Annotated in this window: 15 protein-coding genes; 10 read left to right on the top strand and 5 right to left on the bottom strand. The window is 52.7% G+C overall.

The window, feature by feature from the left end:
- Positions 1-22: 22 nt before the first annotated feature.
- Positions 23-1,795 carry an extracellular solute-binding protein gene (locus H8730_RS10285; RefSeq protein ID WP_177715138.1) on the bottom strand — a complete coding sequence of 591 codons (1,773 nt, stop codon included), beginning with the start codon at positions 1,793-1,795 and terminating at the stop codon, positions 23-25.
- 206 nt (positions 1,796-2,001) lie between these two features.
- Here H8730_RS10285 and H8730_RS10280 point away from each other — a divergent pair, with 206 nt between their 5' ends.
- The 4 genes from H8730_RS10280 to gap all read left to right on the top strand — a co-directional run bounded on the left by H8730_RS10280 (position 2,002) and on the right by gap (position 8,125).
- Positions 2,002-3,606 carry a response regulator gene (locus tag H8730_RS10280; RefSeq protein ID WP_177715140.1) on the top strand — a complete coding sequence of 535 codons (1,605 nt, stop codon included), beginning with the start codon at positions 2,002-2,004 and terminating at the stop codon, positions 3,604-3,606.
- A gap of 20 nt (positions 3,607-3,626) precedes the next feature.
- The gene (locus H8730_RS10275) at positions 3,627-5,366 is read left to right on the top strand and encodes a sensor histidine kinase (protein WP_177715142.1); all 1,740 of its coding nucleotides are present in this window, start codon (positions 3,627-3,629) and stop codon (positions 5,364-5,366) included.
- Between the two features lie 217 nt (positions 5,367-5,583).
- Positions 5,584-6,978: a hemolysin family protein gene (locus H8730_RS10270; RefSeq protein ID WP_177715144.1), complete on the top strand. Its 1,395-nt coding sequence runs from the start codon at positions 5,584-5,586 to the stop codon at positions 6,976-6,978.
- 133 nt (positions 6,979-7,111) lie between these two features.
- Complete coding sequence (gap, locus tag H8730_RS10265) at positions 7,112-8,125, top strand: type I glyceraldehyde-3-phosphate dehydrogenase (protein WP_177715146.1); 1,014 nt, start codon at positions 7,112-7,114, stop codon at positions 8,123-8,125.
- 142 nt (positions 8,126-8,267) lie between these two features.
- Here gap and H8730_RS10260 read toward each other — a convergent pair whose 3' ends face one another.
- The 4 genes from H8730_RS10260 to uvrC all read right to left on the bottom strand — a co-directional run bounded on the left by H8730_RS10260 (position 8,268) and on the right by uvrC (position 12,346).
- Positions 8,268-8,867 (bottom strand): GNAT family N-acetyltransferase, encoded by a 600-nt coding sequence (locus H8730_RS10260; protein WP_249289795.1) that lies wholly within the window; start codon positions 8,865-8,867, stop codon positions 8,268-8,270.
- A 4-nt stretch (positions 8,868-8,871) separates the two neighbouring features.
- Positions 8,872-9,588 (bottom strand): lysophospholipid acyltransferase family protein, encoded by a 717-nt coding sequence (locus tag H8730_RS10255; protein WP_177714291.1) that lies wholly within the window; start codon positions 9,586-9,588, stop codon positions 8,872-8,874.
- Between the two features lie 23 nt (positions 9,589-9,611).
- Positions 9,612-10,361, bottom strand: a complete 750-nt coding sequence (locus H8730_RS10250; protein ID WP_177714292.1) for a peptidylprolyl isomerase — start codon at positions 10,359-10,361, stop codon at positions 9,612-9,614.
- Between the two features lie 74 nt (positions 10,362-10,435).
- Positions 10,436-12,346 carry an excinuclease ABC subunit UvrC gene (gene uvrC / locus H8730_RS10245; protein WP_249289794.1) on the bottom strand — a complete coding sequence of 637 codons (1,911 nt, stop codon included), beginning with the start codon at positions 12,344-12,346 and terminating at the stop codon, positions 10,436-10,438.
- Between the two features lie 258 nt (positions 12,347-12,604).
- Between uvrC and H8730_RS10240 the strand changes: the two genes are divergently transcribed.
- Genes H8730_RS10240 through H8730_RS10215 form a run of 6 tightly spaced genes read left to right on the top strand, consistent with a single transcriptional unit; the run spans position 12,605 to position 19,987 of the window.
- Positions 12,605-14,341, top strand: a complete 1,737-nt coding sequence (locus tag H8730_RS10240) for a glycosyl hydrolase family 18 protein (RefSeq protein ID WP_177714294.1) — start codon at positions 12,605-12,607, stop codon at positions 14,339-14,341.
- Between the two features lie 9 nt (positions 14,342-14,350).
- Positions 14,351-15,640, top strand: a complete 1,290-nt coding sequence (gene hflX / locus H8730_RS10235; protein WP_177714295.1) for a GTPase HflX — start codon at positions 14,351-14,353, stop codon at positions 15,638-15,640.
- Between the two features lie 46 nt (positions 15,641-15,686).
- Complete coding sequence (gene cwlD / locus H8730_RS10230; protein WP_177714296.1) at positions 15,687-16,424, top strand: N-acetylmuramoyl-L-alanine amidase CwlD; 738 nt, start codon at positions 15,687-15,689, stop codon at positions 16,422-16,424.
- Between the two features lie 41 nt (positions 16,425-16,465).
- Entirely contained in the window at positions 16,466-17,563 is a 1,098-nt protein-coding gene (locus H8730_RS10225; protein ID WP_177714297.1) for an L-threonylcarbamoyladenylate synthase, read from the top strand.
- Positions 17,560-18,006, top strand: a complete 447-nt coding sequence (gene rpiB, locus H8730_RS10220) for a ribose 5-phosphate isomerase B (RefSeq protein WP_177714298.1) — start codon at positions 17,560-17,562, stop codon at positions 18,004-18,006. Before H8730_RS10225 ends, rpiB begins: the two co-directional genes overlap by 4 nt.
- Positions 17,996-19,987 (top strand): alpha-L-rhamnosidase-related protein, encoded by a 1,992-nt coding sequence (locus H8730_RS10215; RefSeq protein WP_177714299.1) that lies wholly within the window; start codon positions 17,996-17,998, stop codon positions 19,985-19,987. Before rpiB ends, H8730_RS10215 begins: the two co-directional genes overlap by 11 nt.
- The last annotated feature ends 46 nt before the right edge of the window (positions 19,988-20,033 follow it).

The raw sequence follows: 20,033 nt of genomic DNA, 5'->3' as shown, positions 1-20,033 counted from the left end.
CGGCGAGGCCAGCGGCAGCCGCTTACTCAAACACAATGCCGGAGGCTTCCAGGGAAGCTTTCACGTCGTGTATTTTGGGCAGCAGAATGGTAAATAGATTTTCTTTTCCAACGCTGTTTATGTCTGCGATCATTTTGTCGTACAGGCTTTGCAATTCCGCCTCAGATTCCGCCAGGATAATGTCAATGATCATATTTTCATAGATATCGGAGCAGTTGCCCTCGATATCAGCTTCCGTCGTGCCGGATTCGATGGTCACCAGGTCGGGCAGGGCTGAGGCGAGGTTGGTCTTGACATAGGGCTTCCATAGATCGCGGCCTGCCGTAATCTCCTCATTCTCCTCGTCGAACCGCTGTGGGTATCCTGCGATGTCATCATAGAGAGTATCCACTGCAATCCAAGTCTTGGTGCTGTTATAGATGCCTAGCGTGTTTAGTTTTGCAATATCGAAATGAGCCTGCGCCGCTTCACCTATGGGATTCGGATAGTTAACGCCCTGATCATCGGTGCCCAGCTCCCAATGCTCGCCGTAGATGCCGGCGGTCACGGCGAGATTTCCTTCCTCGGTCTTGAGGAACTCCATCAGGCGGATGGCTCTGTCGGGATGCTCACAGTCCTTTGTGATAACCGTGTTCGGCATGATCATTGGACTCACCATGGAGATCGCCATGGACCATTCCTGATCCGGAGCATTGGTTATGGGTGCGATAAAGGAGACAGTGGCACCCTCCACATTTTCTGCAATCGCTGCTTTATTGGCCGGCACTTCCCAGGCATTATTCTTCAACAAGAACAGAAAGCTGCCTTGAGGAACGATGGAGGCGAAGTCATCTGTAAAAACATTTTTGGGCAGATAGCCCTCTTTATACATGCGGTTCCAGAATTTCAGCTGCTCAAGGCCGCGCTCACTCTCAAACCAGTAGGAGAGGGTATCCGTCTCCATGTCGTAGCGGTAGGGAGAGGAGGTTGTCTCGCCGCCGAACATTCCGTCGAAAGCGCCGCTGGTCAAGGATGGCTGGTAGATGTAGATGGGATAATTAACCTCAGGCCACTCATCTTTGCGCGCCATAAAAGCGTCCATGACCTCGATCCATTTGTCCGTGGATGTAATCTCATCGATCTTGTATCCCAGATCGTTGAGGATATCGGTGCGGGTGGCAATATGGCCGTTCATATAGAAGTAGGGGGAATTGGAATAACTGACGGACTGGGTCTGCCGGGAAACATAATAGATATGTCCATCCTCCATTTTGCTGAATTCGATTTCCTCCGGATATAGCAGATCCCACATGGAGGGGCAGTATTCGTCGATCAGCTCGTCAATTTTGTGGATGTAATCCCCCTGTATCATCTCGTTATACTGAATGGAACTGGGGTAAACCGTGGCGATGATGTCGGGCAGTTTCTCGCCGGAGGCCAGCATCAGGGTTAATTCGTTGTTATCGCTGCTCTGGGCAAATTGCACGTCCAGCTTGACCCCAGTGCGCTCTGTGATATATTCTGTGACTCTGTCGTCGCCCCAGTTCCAGCCATCGGTGATGACTTCCCCTTTGAACATGGTCAGGGTTATGGGGCTTGTATCGTCCATCCATTCCAGGTGCTCCGGATCTTCCTTGTAGACCGTGGGCCACCCGGAGGGCCCTGCCTGCTGGCTGCTGCTGTCTTCACCAGAGGAAGAGAGCGGCGCGCTGGAGGTCCCACTTGACTCCTGGGAAGAGTCCGCGCTGCCCCCGCTGCATCCGGTGACCAGCATTGTGGCTAAGAGCAATGTACAGATCAACTTCTTATTTACCATAGGTATTTCCTCCTCGTGTTGATACAATCTTTATCTTGCATTAGGAAGGCTGCAGTCTTTCTATTTCTATTGTATCGAAAGTAGTTGGCAAGAAGCAACAAGAGATTTGTAAAATCTCTATCGTTTTTGTAGACACTTTAGACTTTTTGTGGGAAATATGCTATACTAAGGGAGATCAATCAAAAGATTTGGAGGAAAAATATCCCATGCTGCGCGTATTGCTGGTGGAAGATGAACAAAAGGATCTTCAATTGTTAAAGAAGCTGATCCCGTGGGATGAACTGGGGTTGGTCTTCTCAGGGGCTGCGGAGAACGGCAAAGCAGCTTTGGACATGGATGAACAGATTCATCCGGACATTATCATTACCGATATTGTATTGCCTCACCAGGACGGCGTGGCGCTGGCACAGCATATCCGAAAGCGGCGCCGGGATGTCCACATTCTGCTGGTGTCGGGGCATCAGGATTTTCAGTACGCTCGGTCGGCCATAGCGGCGGAGGTGGATGCCTATATCCTGAAGCCGGTTCGAGAGGAGGAGCTACGCCAAGTATTGGAGAAGGTGGCAGCCCAATGTATCGCGGATAAAAGGAGCTTTTACGAAAAAAATCTGTTTCAGCAGCAGCTGCACCAGCAAATGCCCCAGCTGCGGGATTTATTCCTGCGCCGGTGGATTACGTCCCCGGAGCCAGACCCGCAACTTTTTCAAAACCAGCTGGAGTTCTACCACATACCGGTGCCGGTGGACCGCTTTTGTGTGCTTGTGCTATCGCCCGATGACCCGGAGATTAAGACGGATGAGTACAGCCGGCAGAGGATACGCCTGGAGCTGCAAAACTCTATACAGCAGCTGACAGCGGAGCGTCAGATGGCTTGCTGCTTCTGGGAGGACTCGCGGGACTGTACTATCCTCACAGGCTGTGAGACAGCGGAGCCGTACCCCGAGCTAGCGCAATTCGCCGGACAACTCATCCGGCAGGCTGGGCTGCTCTATGGAATCAGCATGACGGCGGGGATCGGGGTTCTTGTGTCGGAGTACAGACAGGCTCCGGAATCGTACCGCACAGCGCTTGCGGCCGTAGAAGACCGATTTTTTGCCGGAAAGGGTCAGGTCATTATCTATCACGGCGTCTCCCCGAAAGATGGACGGCTTCTGCCGTCTATCAATCCTTGCCATGAGGCGTTAATCCAGGCTGTACTCTGTGGCAATGTGGAGGAGATCCAGACGCTGACCCGCCGCTGGATGCAGCAACTTTCCCAAGTGCGGCTTTCCGCCGAGATGCTCCGCTGTATGTGCATTGAGCTTCTCAGCGCCGTGATCACCAGCGTCGGCACTCTGCGCGCCGCGCCGACGGAAGCGTTTTTGGCGGACGCCTCGCCCTATGGAACCCTTCTTTCTCTGGGGACTTTGCAGCAGATCGCCGAGCAGATTGAGGCATCGCTCTGTACCCTAAGCCGTTTCGTGACGCAGTCAGCCAGCGACAGATATATTGCCATTGTGAGCCGCATCCAGACCTTAGTGGAGGAGGAGATGGATCAGGGCCTGACGGTGGAAATTATCGCGGACAAAATCAATTTGAGCCGGGGCTATACGGCCAAAATCTTCTATCAAGTGACCGGCGAATACCTGAACCGATACCTGATTCAGCAGAAGATTGCCCGGGCGAAGGGGCTTCTGCGCAACAGCGATTTAAAAATTCATGAGATTGCCCGCCAGGTGGGTTATGACAGCGCCCCCTATTTTTCCGCCGCCTTTAAAAATGAGACCGGCATGCTCCCCAGGGAATACCGGGAGAACTACCATTCCAGGTAGCAAGATAGAATGGAGATACTATGAAACGAAACTGGATCGAGAATCTGAAGGCAAAAAATAAATTTCTCGTGTTTGTGGGCGCCACATTGCTCATGGTCATTGTAGTCCTCATCACGGTTTCCGCCTATGTGTATTCCTCAATCCTTTTGAAAGAGACCCACAAAAAGACGGAACAGCAAATGAGCTATGCGGTGCGGAATATTGATTCAGATGTGCGGGCGCTGCAAAAGCTTATGGAGAGCATATATCTGGGAAAACCGCTGCACCAATATCTGGAGACGGATCTGAGCGGGATGAGCTATACAGAGACAAATCAGGTGATCACCAACATCGATAAATATGTGACGTCCCTCGTTTCCCCCTATCAATATCGCCCAGAACTTACCCTCTACTGGACTCCGAGTGAAAATTCTCGCGTATATTATGGGGAGTCGAGAACCGTTCAGGATAGCCAGACAGTGCTGGACGAACCGTGGTATCAGGAGGCGATTGCTTTCAATCGCCATCAGATGATCTGGGATTGTGTCTGGGAGGACGAGCAATATCGCATCTCCATTGTGTTGAAGCTTGGGCTGAAAGAGGAGAAGGAGGTTGTGGCCCGGCTTACCCAGAGCCTTTCAGTGGTGTGTGACGGTGCCCGGAGCGTTCTCGATGTGGAGAGAGGGCAGATGATGATTCTGGATGCCGGCGGCGCTATGCTGTATTCCGCAGGCCCGGACAAAAGGCTTTCTCTCGCTGATCTTCAATGGACAGAGGGCACAAAGCCGGAAGCAGACTGGGCGGGAGTTGTGGCGGCGAAGGTCAGGGGGGAGGACAAGTCGGTTTACTGTCAGCCCTATGACAAGATGAACTGGCAGATCCTCTACATTGTAGAGAACAACAGTTTTTTGGAAAACACGCCGTATCTCTGGCTATATATGATCCTGATTCTCGTCACCGTTGCATTTTCTGTCGCCATGCTGCTATTCTCTTCCCGCGTTATGACGAAGCGGCTCGTCCAGCTGACGAAGGCCGTAAGACAGGTGGATAAGGATCATTTAGTGCTCAACACGGAGATTTCAGGCAATGATGAGGTGGGAGTTCTCTCTTCCTTTTTACAGGAGACTTTGGAGATGGTGCGGCAGCTAATCCGCGACAATCAGAAAATCGAGAAGGAACGCTACGCCATGGAGTTGCAGTCACTCCAGGAGCAGATTAATCCGCACTTTCTCTATAACGCGTTATCGGCCATCGCCGCCATGGCCTACGACATTGAAGCCTACTGGATCCGAGATGCGCTGTTGAATCTGGCGGATTTTTACCGCTTATCGCTGAGCCATGGGGCTGATACCATCCGCTTGCAGGATGAATTGCACATCCTGGATTCCTATTTAGCCATTTGCCGGCTTCGTTTTGACTCCCAGCTGGATATCCGAATGGATATCGGCCCCGAGACCGTGGAGCTCTATGTGCCGAAGCTGATCATACAGCCGTTTATTGAGAATGCTGTCTTTCACGGCAATGCCGGGAGTATCCAGATGTCTGCCCGGTGCGTGGAGGACCATCTGCTGATTATGATCCAGGATGATGGGACCGGTATGAACGAAGAACAGATTCGCAGCGCCATAGCTGGCAATCAGGATGGAAAACATGCTTTACAGAATATCCAACGGCGTCTGCGCTTGCGCTATGGGGAGCCTTACGGTCTTTCCATCGAGAGTCAACCCGGCCAAGGAACCACCGTCACCCTGACCCTGCCGTGCCAGAGGGAGCTTCCGTAGGGGAGAATGAGCTCAAAAGATGCTTCAAGATCCGGCGTGAGAAATCCTCAGAAGAAAAGGTTTGCCACTCTGCCGCCCGCCAGAAGGGGATACATCCTTTTTGTTACCGGGATTCGGCGTTTTTTCAGCCTTGCTTTTCTATTTTGAGTATGGTATGATAAAACCTACTTAATCTGTGGCCGCCATCGAGCGCCCTCACGTCTTGAATAATGAAAGGATGATATGTTTGGATCACCTCCCCTCGCAACTACTACTACAGGTTGTGCTTATCGCACTGAATGCGGTATTTGCCAGCACGGAGATCGCGGTTATTTCTTTGAACGAAGCTCTGCTTGCCCGCAAAGCGGAGAGTGGAGACAAAAAGGCCCGCCGGCTCGCGAAGCTTGTCCAACAGCCGACCCAATTTTTATCGACCATCCAGATTGGGATTACGTTGGCTGGCTTTCTGGGCAGCGCCTTCGCCGCAGACGGCTTCTCCAAGTACCTAGTGAACTGGCTCCTAGACCTGGGTGTTGCGATACCAGAGAAAACCTTGAATTCCATCGCAGTTGTGATCATAACCTTGATTCTGTCCTACTTTACACTGGTGTTCGGAGAATTGGTGCCGAAGCGGATTGCAATGAAGAAGGCGGAATCGCTGGCCATGTTGGTTGCGAACTTTATCTATGTCTTATCGAAGGTCGCCGCCCCCTTCGTGTGGCTGCTGACGAACTCCACCAATGTAGTTTTGCGGCTTTGCCGAATCAACCCTCAGGAGGAGGAGGAGGAAGTCACGGAGGAAGAGATCCGCATGATGGTCGATATCGGAAGCGAGAAAGGGACCATCGATCCCCAGGAAAGGGAATATATCGAGAATGTTTTTGAGCTGGACAATAAATCGGCCGCCGATATTATGACCCACCGCACGGATCTACAGGTGCTCTGGGCTGACGATCCGTTAGAGACCTGGGAGAAGGAGATCCAATCCGGCAATCACTCCCGCCTTCCCGTCTGCGGTGAGGATGTGGACGACATCTTGGGGGTTCTGTCCATTCGAGACTTTTACATGGCGCTGCGGCAGGGGGTCGACAAGACAGAGGCCATGATGCAGTATGTGCGGCCTGCCTATTTTGTCCCGGAATCCGTTAAAATCGGAACTCTGCTCAGCAATATGCAGAAAAGCCGGCACCATTTCGCTGTGGTCATCGACGAGTACGGCGGCGTCAACGGAGTGGTCACCATCCATGACCTTCTGGAGGAACTGATCGGCATCGTGGGCGACAGCTGGGACGGCGCCGAGGAGGAAGAGGACGATATCATTGCAGTTGACGCCAATACGTGGCGTATTCGCGGCACGACGCCGCTGCGGGATGTGGAGGAGGCCCTCTCCCTCGACTTGCCCGATGAGGATTATGACACGTTCGGAGGCTTGATCTTTGACGAGTTGGGAATGATCCCCGAGGAGGGATCGAATTTTCCTCCCATGGAGTTGTATGGGTTGCAGGTGAAAATCGAACGGATCGAGGCTCGCCGCATTCTATGGACTTTAGTCTGCAAGCTCAACCCTCCCGCTGAGGAGGCCACTTCCGATTCGGAGAGGAGCAAGGAGAAGAGGGCAAAGGACGACGAATAGAGGAAGATGGGAGCAGAACCCGGTAACTAAAATTTACAGGAAAATGCTAAAAATTTAACAGCAGGGCTTGTATTCTGACCGCATTTGGTATAAAATAGTAGAGTATTATGAATATCTAGGAGGTTAAATAAATATGGCTATTAAAATTGGTATCAATGGCTTTGGCCGTATCGGACGTTTAGTGTTCCGTGCCGCCATGGCTCAACCCGATACGTATGAGATCGTCGGCGTCAATGACCCATTCATTGATCTTGACTACATGGTGTATATGACGAAGTATGACAGCATCCATGGACAATTCCAGGGAGAGGTATCCGCTGTTGATGGAAAGCTTGTGGTCAACGGCCGCGCTGTCAATGTGTACGCCTGCATGAATCCCGAAGAGATTCCGTGGAGCGAATGCGGCGCTGAGTACGTTGTGGAGTCCACCGGCGTATTCACCACCACCGACAAGGCGAGCGCTCACTTCAAAGGCGGCGCGAAGAAGGTTGTCATCTCCGCTCCCAGTAAGGACGCTCCCATGTTCGTCATGGGCGTCAACAATGATAAATATGACTCCAGCATGAACGTTGTCTCCAACGCTTCCTGCACAACCAACTGCCTGGCGCCTCTTGCCAAGGTCATCAACGACAACTTCGGAATCAAAGATGGCCTTATGACCACAGTTCACTCCACCACCGCGACGCAGAAGACCGTTGACGGACCTTCCAAGAAGGACTGGAGAGGTGGCCGTGCTGCATCCGGCAACATCATTCCCTCCTCCACCGGCGCTGCGAAAGCGGTGGGCAAGGTTATTCCGGAACTGAACGGAAAGCTGACAGGGATGGCCTTCCGCGTGCCGACGCTGGATGTATCGGTGGTAGACCTGACCGTCAATCTGGAGAAGCCTGCCACCTATGAAGAGATCTGCGCAAAGATCAAGGAAGCTTCCGAGGGCGAGATGGCGGGTATCCTGGGCTACACGGAAGATGACGTTGTATCCTCCGATTTCATCACGGATCCCAGAACTTCCATCTTCGATGCGAAAGCGGGTATCGCCCTGACCGATTCCTTTGTCAAGCTGGTTTCCTGGTATGACAACGAGTGGGGGTATTCCAATAAAGTGCTTATGCTGATCAAGCATATGTATTCCGTTGACCACAAATAAGAAGGACCGTAAATGAAAAGCCGGTGTTGCGGTTTCCCAAGGGAAACGCCACAACATCGGCTTTTATCTTTATAGGAAAGGCCGCCGAGAGGCGGTTCAATCCGAAGAACCGAAGGTTCCTCCAAAGTTTGCGGCACGATATTCAAATTCCGTACTGGCTTTGAAGTGTGTCGCGGACTTCATCGAAGGTTTTGACCTTCGATTGGTTCTCCACATGGGCTCCAATATGCTTTTCCATCCAGACCATGTTGTACCATCGGTTAAATTTGTAACCGCACTGATGAAATTCTCCTACCATTTGATATCCAAGGTGCTGATGGAAAGCCACGCTATCCTTTGTCAGATATTCATCTTCTTCCTCGGGATACGCAATGCAGGCATTGAGGTTCAGAATGTTCTGGGCAGAGAGACTCATTTCCAATGCCTTATACAGTGTTCCGCCGATTCCCATCCGTCTCTTATGGCGGTTTACGTAAATGGAGACCTCCACAGCCCAATCGTATGCGGCCCGGCTGTGAAAGGCGCTGGCATAAGCGTAGCCGAGTATCTCGCCCTCGGCCTCGGCAATCAGATAGGGATATCGCGTCATCACGCGATGGATTCGACGGGCAAACTCTTCCACGGAAGGAACCGTATACTCAAACGTGATGGCGGTATTCTCAACATAGGGGGCATAAATGGCGAGCAGGGCTTCTGCATCCTGTATCGTCGCAATGCGAATCGAAATCTTACTTTTGTCCACGCCGTCACTGCACCGTATCTTTCAGATTGAGCACCACGTCCCGGATGTGGTTGGCTAATTCTTTCTGCTCAGCGCGGGGCATATCCTCCATATCGATGGGGGTTCCCATATAGACGTGGACTTCCGCCGGGCGAATCCGTATGCCGGGATTGCTCTCAAAAATCCGGTGCGAACCATCGATGAAGACTGGCACGATGGGCGCCTTCGCCATGGAGGCGGGCTTCAGACTGCCTTTTTTAAATTCTCCAGCGGTATCGCTCTTGCTCCGGGTTCCCTCCGGAAAGATGGCCATGTTCAGCCCGCGTTTCATTTGATTGCCCGTGGCGATGATGGCCTCCATGGATTGACGAAGATCATCGCGGTTGATGTAGACACTGCCGATATTCTCCAGCCATTTGCTCAGAAAGGGGACCTTTCGGATGCTGTTCTTCGCGACGAAGGCGGTGGGAGATTCCATCACCTGCAGTAGAATCAAGATGTCGAAATAACTTTCGTGATTGCTGACGAAGAGGATTCCCTGCCGGTCCGGCAAATTCTCCAGCCCGTGGTAAATAACGCGAGCCCCCGTCGCTTTGATCAATCCCTTGGAGGCGCGCTTGACAAAGTCATGGGAAACCTTCCAGCGCTCTTCTTCCGGAAGTTTCGCACAGCGGCGGCTGTAGCCCGCGTTGCGGAGTAGAACGCCGATGGTATAAAATAAAGTACGAAGCGTTCGAAACATACGATCACATCCTTTGCACAGTCTTAATAGCGTTGCACTGGATAATCCTGGCTCAATTCCTGTACGTGGCGGTTGTACGCGTCCGATTGTTTCTGGCGCAGCAAAAACATGCGAATCTGATCTTTGACTTCGTCCAGGGGTTGAATATGCGCCTCCTTGCGCTCGGTAACCTCGATCAGATGCCATCCAAAAGAAGTCTTAACCAGATGACTCATCTCCCCCACAGACAGGGAAAAGGCGGCTTTTTCAAACTCGGGGACCATTTTCCCCTTGCCAAAAAAGCCGAGGTCTCCGCCCTTTTCCTTGGAAGGGCAGGTGGAGTACTCTCTGGCGGCTTCGGCAAAATCTTTCCCCTGTTTGATCTCCTCCGCAGCCTGTCGGAGCGTTTCCTCATCGTCGCAGAGGATATGCCGAGCCCGGATTTCCGGCTGCGTGATGAAATTTTTCCGGTTTTCATCGTAGAAGGCTTCAACCTCGCTGTCAGAAACTTGGATATCCCGTAAAATCTGTTCCAGCGCATATTGTTTGAGGATTTCTTCCGCCGCATTGGCGACCATGGCTTTATACGCGTCCTCCTCATCGAGTTTTTCCTCTTTGGCTCCCAAATACAAAAGTTCTCTGGCGATGAGCTCATTGAGAATTCGCGCCTCGCCCTGCGGCCCCTCAAATGAAGCCTTCTGTTTCGGGGGGATGGCTTTCTTCATCTCTTCCAACATCTGGCGTGTGATAGGGCGGTCCCCTACGGTGGCTAAAACATTCGGATCAGTAATCAACGTCGTCTTCCTTTCTAATGGTACAAGATTCTTTCAATTGATTCTACTATACTACAGGAACGGCAAAAAAGCAACTATTGATTATCCGGGATTTCAGAGGCAGCTGGTGGGTCTGAGGGCTGGTGAAAAAACTGAAAGATAGCGTCAGCCGCCTTCTGGTTGATCCCATCCGCCTTCATCAATTCCTCGGAGGAGAGACTGCGTATTTTTTCTACAGAGCCAAAGGTTTGAAGGAGGGACGCTCTTCGCTTCGGGCCGATTCCTGGAATTTGATCCAGCAGGGATTGGATCTGGGAATCCCAGCGCAATTTTTTATGGTAGGTGATCGCGAAGCGGTGGGCCTCATCCTGGATTCGCGTGATCAGGTGAAAGGCATCGGAGTGGGGATCCACGGTAAGCTCCCGATCTTGGTAGTACAGCGCCCGCGTCCGATGCCGGTCATCCTTTACCATGCCGGCAACGGGGATGTCCAGGTTAAACTCCGATAAAACGGATTGCGCCACATGAACCTGACCACGCCCCCCATCCATGAGAATCAGATCCGGAAGACGGGTAAACCGGCCGAGAGAGAGATCCACATCCTTCTCATCCAGCTCCCGAATTTCGGAGAACGCGTGCCGAAAACGGCGGCGAAGCATTTCTGCCATGCTGGCGTAGTCGTTGGCCCCCTGTACAGTCTGAATCCGAAATTTTCGATAGTCCGGATTTTTGGGTTTTCCGCCCTCAAAAACCACCATGGAGCCAACGGACTGGAAGCCAAAGGTATTGGAGATATCGTAGGCTTCAATTCGCTCGTAGGATTCGTCAGGGTCGGCCCCCAGAATCTGTTCGAGCTGCCGCACAGCCCCCCGCGTTTTTTTCTCTTCCTGCTTCATCTTTTCTCCAAAGCGGGAGAGATAGAGCTGGGCATTCTGCCTCGCCAATCCTATAAGCTTGGCCTTTTCACCTCGAAGGGGAACGGTGATATGGACTTTTTGCCCCTTCCGCGAGGTCAGCCATTCCTCCAGAATAGGGGAGTTATCGGGGGCCGCCATGACCACAAGCTCCTTGGGAATATAGGGGGTTCCAGCGTAAAATTGTTGGATAAAGGCGGCCAGAATTTCCCCCGCCTCCTGATTTTCAGCGCCGTCCATAAAGAAATGTTCTTGCCCGATCAGACGGCCATTTCGTATGAAAAATGATTGGACGATCACATCATCGCCAGCTGTGGCATAGGCGATCACGTCCCGGTTCTCATCGGAGCCGGCGTCATCGATTTTCTGGCGCTGGGAGAGAAACTCGACGCTTTTGATCTGATCGCGCAGCCTTGCGGCCCGCTCAAAATCTAACGCCTCCGATGCGTCCATCATTTTCGCTTTTAAGTCCTGGATAACCTCCTGATGATGCCCGCTCAGAAAATCCATGGCTTTTTCCAAGATCGCATGATATTCCTCCTGAGTAACCTTGCCGGTACAGGGACCGATGCAGCGGCCGATGTGGTAATTGAGGCAGGGGCGTTCCTTTCCAATATCTTTGGGCAGCGCGCGATTGCAATGGCGCAGGGGCCAGATCTGCTGCATCAGATCCAAAGTCTGGCGCACGGCAAACATGCTGGTGTATGGGCCAAAATAGCGGGCTTTATCCTTTGCCACCTTACGGGTGATAAAGATGCGGGGAAATGCCTCATAGACTGTCGCCTTGATATAGGGATACTGCTTGTCATCCTTTAACAGGGTATTGTACGGTGGACGGTGTTCCTTGATCAGGTTGTTTTCCAGGATCAGCGCTTCCATCTCCGTATCCGTCACGATATATTCAAAATATTCGATGCGGCTGATCATGCGCAGAATCTTGGCTGTCTTATTTTTCGGACTCTGGAAATACTGACGGACACGATTCTTCAAATTGACCGCTTTTCCCACGTACAGAATCGTGTCGCCCTCCTTCATAATATAGACGCCTGGCTGTTCTGGCAGTTTTTTTAGTTCCTCCTTGATATCAAACACAGAGATCGCCCCTTCCAAATCAACAAAATCCAGTCCACGGTACCCTAAGTATACCGCACTCCCAGGGGAAAGTCAAAGGGATGTGAGCTTTTCCACAGCGGTAGCAAGCAGCGCATCACAAATCAGCAGTGACACACGCCACATCAAGTGGAAAGTCAGAGAAATGTAAGATTTTCCATGAAAAAACTATGGTATAATAATCGCGTTAGCGATTATATGCGCCGGCCGCGCAGTACAGTTGAAGAGAGAGGACGCCGTATGAAGAAAAAGACGCAATCGATCTTGATTCTACTTATTTTTTTTATCCTTTTCGCCATCATACTAGGGAGTCTATGGGGGTATACCGCATTGACTGCCATGAAAAAGATAACACCGCAAGAAGTATATCCAGCCGTCTCGGAGGGCTTCTCCCTCTTGCAATACTGCGGGGAGATGGATGCAGAGGATTCGATTTTACTGCGGGATGGACAGTACTATATTGACCTTACCTTCATCAACGAAAATTTTGCCGGCGAGGCCTTTTTTTACCAGGACGGCGGCGAAGAGGTCATCTATACCAACGCCAACACAATCCTAAATTTTACCTGCGGGGAGACGGGTATGGTAAAAAATGGAGTGCAGATGGAGGGGGAGGTATGGTTTGTCCGCCAGGGCCAGCGGATCTACATGAGAATGGATGAGGCGAGAGACATGTTTGGGCTGGACTGGATTGAAAATAAGGAGTATAATATAATCAGCGTTCAGGCGCTGCAGGGACAAAAGGGGGTCTGTGCTGTCGAGGGCACCTATCTGAAAGCATATCCCCAAAGCGGTGACTTCATAGACTCCATTATGGGACACAGAGAAGGGTTTCAGTATTACCGGCAGATTGCACTTGGGGAGACGCTGTATCGGCTCGGGGAAGCTGGCGGGTATGCACAGGTCCTGACTCAGGACGGGCTTGTGGGATACATTCAAGAAGATGCCGTCCAGGAGTGGCAGGAGTACTCGATGGAGGTTCCCGCGCAGCCGGAAGTTGAAATTCCAGAAGAGAGACGGGTACAAGGCAAGATCGTGATGGCCTGGCATCAGGATTATACGGGGAGATTTGATGCTTCCACAGCGGAGCTATTTTCCAATGCTTCCGGAATCGCCAATGTCATTTCACCCACATGGCTGAAATTTCAGGATAACGGAGAGGTTCAATGCCTGGCCAATAGGGACTATATCGATTGGGCACACGGGGAGGGATATCAGGTATGGCCTTTATTTGACAATGATTTCGAGGATGAGAAGACGATGGCGGTTTTACAGGATACCGAGAAGAGGCAGGCCCTGGCCCGAGAGCTGGCCGCACTGTGTCAGGAGTATGGCTTTGACGGAATCAATGTGGACTTTGAGGGTATCTCCACACAGACAGGACCTTTTTTCGTCCAATTCATGCGCGAGCTGTCAGCGGTACTGCGGCCTGCGGGGTATTCCCTATCTGTGGACTGCTATGTGCCGAAACCGTGGACAGAACACTACCGGCGGGATATTTTGGGGAGAGTGGCGGATTATGTGATCATCATGGGATACGATGAACATTATGCAGGCTCTGAGGAAGCGGGAAGTGTGGCCTCAAAAACCTTTGTCGCGGACGGCATCGCAGACACGCTGGCCCAGGTACCGGCGGAGAAGACCGTGTTAGGGGTGCCATTTTTTACAAGGCTCTGGACGACGGTGGAAAGCCAAGATGGGTCAACCACCCTCGAGACAGAAGCCATGGGCATGGAGAGGGCCTTAGATTTGGCGGAGGAGAACGGTGGCGAGATGGTCTGGCGGGATGAGATAGGCCAGTATTACGTTGAATATAAAATGGGAAACAATCTATGTCAAATTTGGTTAGAGGAAGAACGCTCCACCCAAATACGGCTTGACATGGCAAAAGAGAATGGATTAGCCGGCGTGGCCGCTTGGAAGATCGGTTTGGAGCGAGCCAGCGTGTGGAGAGAATTTCAAGAGTATGTGCAGTAAGGAGGCCATATGGAAACGGATAAACGGGCAGTCGAGACACAGGAAAAAGTTCAACGGTTTGTATTGTTGGCTGTCGAGGGAGACGCCGCGCCAATCGAGGCGGAGAAATCGTTACATGAGCTGGAAGAATTGCTGGAGACGGCGGGGGCCGTCAGTGTGGGCCGTATAATACAGAAGCTGGACTCGCCGCACCCTAAGACCTATCTCGGTACAGGCAAGATCGCGGAAGTTAAGGAAAAGATTGCCGAGACGGGGGCTGATGGGGTCATTACCGACGATGAACTGACTCCGGTTCAATTGAAAGCTCTGACAGATCAGCTTGGCGTCAAGGTTGTAGACCGCACGCTGTTGATCCTGGATATCTTTTCTCAGCGCGCTGTGACAAAAGAAGGCATGATGCAGGTTGAGCTGGCACAGCTAAACTATAGGTTGACGCGGCTGACGGGGCTTGGGACGGAACTGTCCAGGCAGGGCGCCGCGGTGGGGACCCACACTCGAGGCGCGGGGGAGACGAAGCTAGAGCTAGACCGTCGGCATATCCGGCGCAGGATCGATATGCTCAACCGGCAGCTGAAGGACATGGAGCAGCAGCGGGGACTGTTGCGCTCCCAGCGAACGGAGAATGAGATTCCGGTGTTGGCGCTGGTGGGATACACCAACGCGGGAAAATCTACACTCTTCAACCGGTTTACCAACGCCGGCGTGCTGGAAGAGGATAAGCTGTTTGCGACACTGGACACGACAACGCGGAAGATCCTGCTGCCCAGCGGCCGGGAAGCGCTATTGACGGACACGGTAGGCTTCATCCATAAGCTCCCGCACCAGTTAGTCAAAGCCTTTCGCGCGACGTTGGAGGAGGTTGTATATGCCGATATCCTATTGCACGTGGTGGACGCATCGGATGAGAAGGCGCAGCTCAACATGACGGTTACCACGAAAGCGATGGAGGACTTGGGAGCAGGGGATAAGCCCGTTGTGACGCTTCTAAATAAGCAGGATAAAGCTGGCGCCAGTGAGATGGCGGTGCATGTCCCCTATGCCTCGGAGGAAATCTTAAAGATATCGGCCTTTTCCGATGAAGACCGGCACGCCGTGTTGGAGGCGGTGGATCGAATTTTGGACGCTCAGCAGATGGAGATCTCCGTTTTGTTGCCCTATTCAGAGGGACGGCTCCACGATATGATCCGAAGAAAGGGACAGATTTTGGAGGAGGAATTCCGGGAGGACGGGATTTTTCTTCGAGTCCGGACGAAGAAAAAATATGCGTCTATGGTTGGAGCCTTTCAGGTCCAGGCATAGGACAGAGGTATCCCCGAATAGAATAGGAAAAAAAGGGGATGGGACCATGTCCAGAAAAACCATAACAGTATATCGAATTGTAATCCCGGTGCTAGTCGTATGTCTGAGCGCGCTGACCATATCCTATGCGCACACGGTCATCAGCACCCGGGGACTGCCCTTGGCCGGCAAGCTGATCTACCTGGATGCCGGTCATGGCGGCATGGATCCTGGAAAGCCGGGAACCAACGGCGCTGACGAGAAAGACATCAATCTGGCCATCGCTCTGAAATTGCAGGCGTACTTAGAGATCGGGGGAGCGCAGGTCGTTGTCACCCGTTTGGAAGATGAAGGATTATATACGGAGCAGGACCAGAATAAAAAACGCGCGGACATGCAGAAGCGCCGGGACATGATCAATGAGAGCGGTGCAGACCTCATGGTCAGCATCCATCAAAACAGTTTTCCCGAAAGCCAATACTGGGGACCGCAGGTATTTTACCAGGAGAATTCAGAAGAGGCAAAACGCCTGGCGACGGAAATCCAGGACCAGCTGAATTCCTTTACATCCCCGGACAATACCAGGGTGATCAAGCAGAACGACAGCTATTATATCTTAAAACAGAGCGAGATTCCCGCGGTATTGGTGGAGTGTGGATTTCTCACGAATTCGAAGGAAGAAGAAAGCTTAAATGATGAGAGCTACCAGAAAAAGGTGGCGTGGGGGATCTACGCGGGCATTGCGGCATACTTTAATATAGAGGCGGGAAACTGCCCCAGTGGGGAGGAGTCGTCATCTCCGTAATCGTACCCCCTAGTTCAAAAGAGAGAAGGAATCAACATACGATGTGGGACACAAAGGTCACGAAAGTTGAGGAAGGGCGGTTGGAGGCCACAGTCTTTGACGAGGCGACCGCCCTGCTGCGAGGTGGGCAGATCGTTGCATTTCCAACGGAAACGGTGTACGGTCTAGGAGCCTGGGCCATGTCGGAGGAGGGAATCACCAGGATCTATGAGGCAAAGGGCCGGCCGGCCGACAACCCGTTAATCGTGCATATCTGGCCAGGTGCTACCCTGGAGGGACTGATATCCGAGATACCGGCCTGCGCAGAAGCTTTGATGGAGCGTTTCTGGCCAGGCCCGCTCACCCTTATTTTTCCAAAGGGGCCTTTGATCTCAAAGGCTATCACAGGAGGCCTCGACACCGTAGCGATTCGTATGCCCTCCCATCCAGTGGCAAAGGCGCTGCTTGAGGCGTGCCGGCTTCCCGTTGTGGCCCCGAGCGCCAACACTTCTGGGAGGCCGAGTCCGACTACGGCGCAGCATGTGAAGGAGGACATGGCGGGGCGCATTCCTCTAATCCTGGATGGCGGACCTTGCGCCATCGGATTGGAGTCCACTGTTTTGGATGTCACGTCGGACAAGCCTATGATCCTGCGGCCGGGGGCGGTGACGAGGGAGATGCTCCAGCAGGTTATCGGGGATGTGAGGATGGATCCGGGGATCGCCTTGAAATCCTCCGCAGTCCCCAAGGCGCCGGGTATGAAGTATAAGCATTACGCACCCAAGGGGGAGCTGATTTTGCTGGAGGGTCCGTTGGAGCGAGTCAGAGCCATGATGGAGGAAAAGGTAGCCGAGTCTATAGGAAAGGGATACAAGACAGGTCTGCTCATCACGGCGGAGATGCAGGCGCAATACTTTCAGGGGCACATACCGGCTGCCGTGCAGGTTGAGATCCTCGGAAGCCGGAAGCAGCCGGATCAGATAGCCGCCAATCTATTTAGAGCGCTCCGAAGGTTTGATGAGGGCGGCTGTCAGGCTATATACGGCGAGGCGCTGCCCCGGGATGGGGTGGGCGAGGCCATTATGAACCGTCTGTGCAAAGCAGCGGCGGGACGGATTTTACATGTTGATACTGCGACAGGAAAGGATGAGGAAGAGTGATAGCAATCGGATGTGATCACGGCGGATATGGGTTGAAGCAGGAGATACTCCGCTATTTGCAGGAACAGAAGATTCCCTATAAGGATTTTGGATGCTACGGGGAAGCGGCGTGCGACTATCCCCTCTATGCAAAAGCTGTGGCCAAGGAAGTCGCAGAGGGAAAGGCGGAAAAGGGAATTCTCATCTGTGGAACCGGCATCGGAATTTCCATGGCCGCCAATAAGGTGAAAGGCGTGCGCTGCGCTCTGTGCCACGACTGCTTTTCCGCGGAGGCGACGAGACTGCACAATGACGCCAATATTCTTGCCATGGGAGGCCGTGTCGTCGGGCCGGGGTTGGCGGTCAAGATCGCGGATATATTCCTGCACACTCCATTTTCAGGGGAGGAACGGCACCAGAGGAGAATCAATCTTATGGAAGGGGAGGATGGAAATGAAAACTAGACGGACGAAACCGACTTGGATCTGGTACTACGGAGATTTTGAAATTCACCAGCATATGCTGATGGGGCTGCAGAGGGAGGAGCGGGGCAATATTGTGCCGGCCTTCTGGAAACTATTTGACTGCAACCGGCTCATCCGATTTACAAAGAAGGGCCATCTGGAGAAAGATGAGACCATCGCGGTGACCATGGATGGCGTCGGCTATGTGTCCATCAACGGGCTACGCCAGCCGGTACGGGAGGGCAACCGGCATTTGGTCAAGGCTGGCGACTATGTGCTGACAGTCATAGTGGGAAATGCCACAGGGCTGCCAAGCGTGTTTGTTCAGGGCCATACCATCATCAGCGATGAAACCTGGTCAGCCGACAGTTTGGCCGGAGATAAGAGTCCCGTGGGATGCTGGAACTTGGATGACCCTGCGGTTCCGCCCTCAAAATTCTCACTGCCCTGCAAGCCGGTCCAGCCGGTGGGGCGGATGAAAGTCGAGCAGGGGGAACTGTATGACTTTGGAAAAGAGACCTTCAGCAAACTTGTGATTGACGGCGGGGAACCCGGAGCTGTCCTCCGAATTTATTACGGCGAAAGCAGGGAAGAAGCTCTACACAAAGAAAAGACAGTCATTCGAGACTGTGTAACAATTCAGGAACCTCAGCATATTTTGCCCGCCAGGGCTTTTCGCTATGTCTATGTGGAGAGCGAGGGGGAGCCAGGTACGCTGTCAGGACTCTATGAATATCTTCCACTGGAGAAGCGGGGCGCCTTTCAATGCCCTAATGAGACACTGAATACCATTTACGACGTGTCACTGTACACGCTGGAACTGTGCAGCAGGCTCTTTTTCTTAGACGGAATCAAGCGGGACCGCTGGGTCTGGTCGGGAGATGCGTATCAGAGTTATTTCCTGGATTACTATAGTTTCTTTGATCAGGACATCATCAAGCGGACAATGCTGGCCTTGCGCGGAAAAGATCCGATTCCCTCCCACATCAACACCATTGTGGATTACTCCTTTTACTGGCTGATCTCCGTCTGGGACTACTATCATCATACAGGCGACGGGGAATTCGTGAGCCAGATCTATCCCAGGATGAAGAGTCTCATGGAATACTGTATCGGCCGTGGAAATAAGGATGGCTTGATCGAGGGACAAGGAGACTGGGTCTTTATCGATTGGGCGGACATGGAAAAGGATGGCGCCCTGTGCGCCATGCAGATGCTGTATTGCAAGGCGCTGGAGTCCATGAGCCAGTGCGCGGCGCTGCTGGACTTTCAAGAGGATCAGGAGCGATACGGGAACCTGGCAAGCACTGTTCGGGGGAAGATCCTTCGGCTATACTGGAATGAGGAGCGGGGAGCTTTCGTGACCACATGCCGGGATTTACAGCCTTCCCAACAGATTCGACGGCACGCCAATCTCTTTGCCATTATCTTTGGCTTCGCCAGCGAGGAGATGGCGCAGCGAATCAAAACCTCGGTGATTCTCAATGAGGAGGTGCCGCCCATCACCACGCCGTACTTCAAATTTTATGAGTTGGAAGCGCTCTGCAAAATGGGAGAGTACCGTACAGTTTTGGCCCAGATGGAGTCCTATTGGGGCGGTATGCTGGAGGAGGGCGCCACGACCTTCTGGGAAGAGTATGATCCGACCTTAACGGGCGTAGAGCAGTGCGCCATGTATAACCAGCCTTTCGACAAAAGTTTTTGCCATGCATGGGGAGCCAGCCCCATCTATCTGTTGGGGCGCTATTTCCTCGGGGTGGAGCCAACCAAGGTTGGCTATGCGGAATTTCAGGTTCGTCCTCAACTTGGAGGGCTTGCGTCTATGCGCGGAACAGTGCCGCTGCCCGACGGAAAGTCCGTGACGGTACAGGTGGAGGGCGCAAGGGTGCAAGTGACCACCGACGCAGAGGGTGGAACACTGGTGTTGGGGGAAAGCCGGATCCCCATTGTGCCAGGGCAGCCTCTGACCGTCGAAGGCTGAGCCGGCGGCAGGAGAGCACACAACAATATAGAGGGACTGTCCTAAA

Source organism: Bianquea renquensis (assembly GCF_014384895.1).
Lineage (GTDB): Bacteria > Bacillota > Clostridia > Lachnospirales > Bianqueaceae > Bianquea > Bianquea renquensis.
The sequence above is the reverse complement of the archived record's forward strand: the minus strand, read 5'-3'. Positions and strand labels throughout refer to the sequence as shown.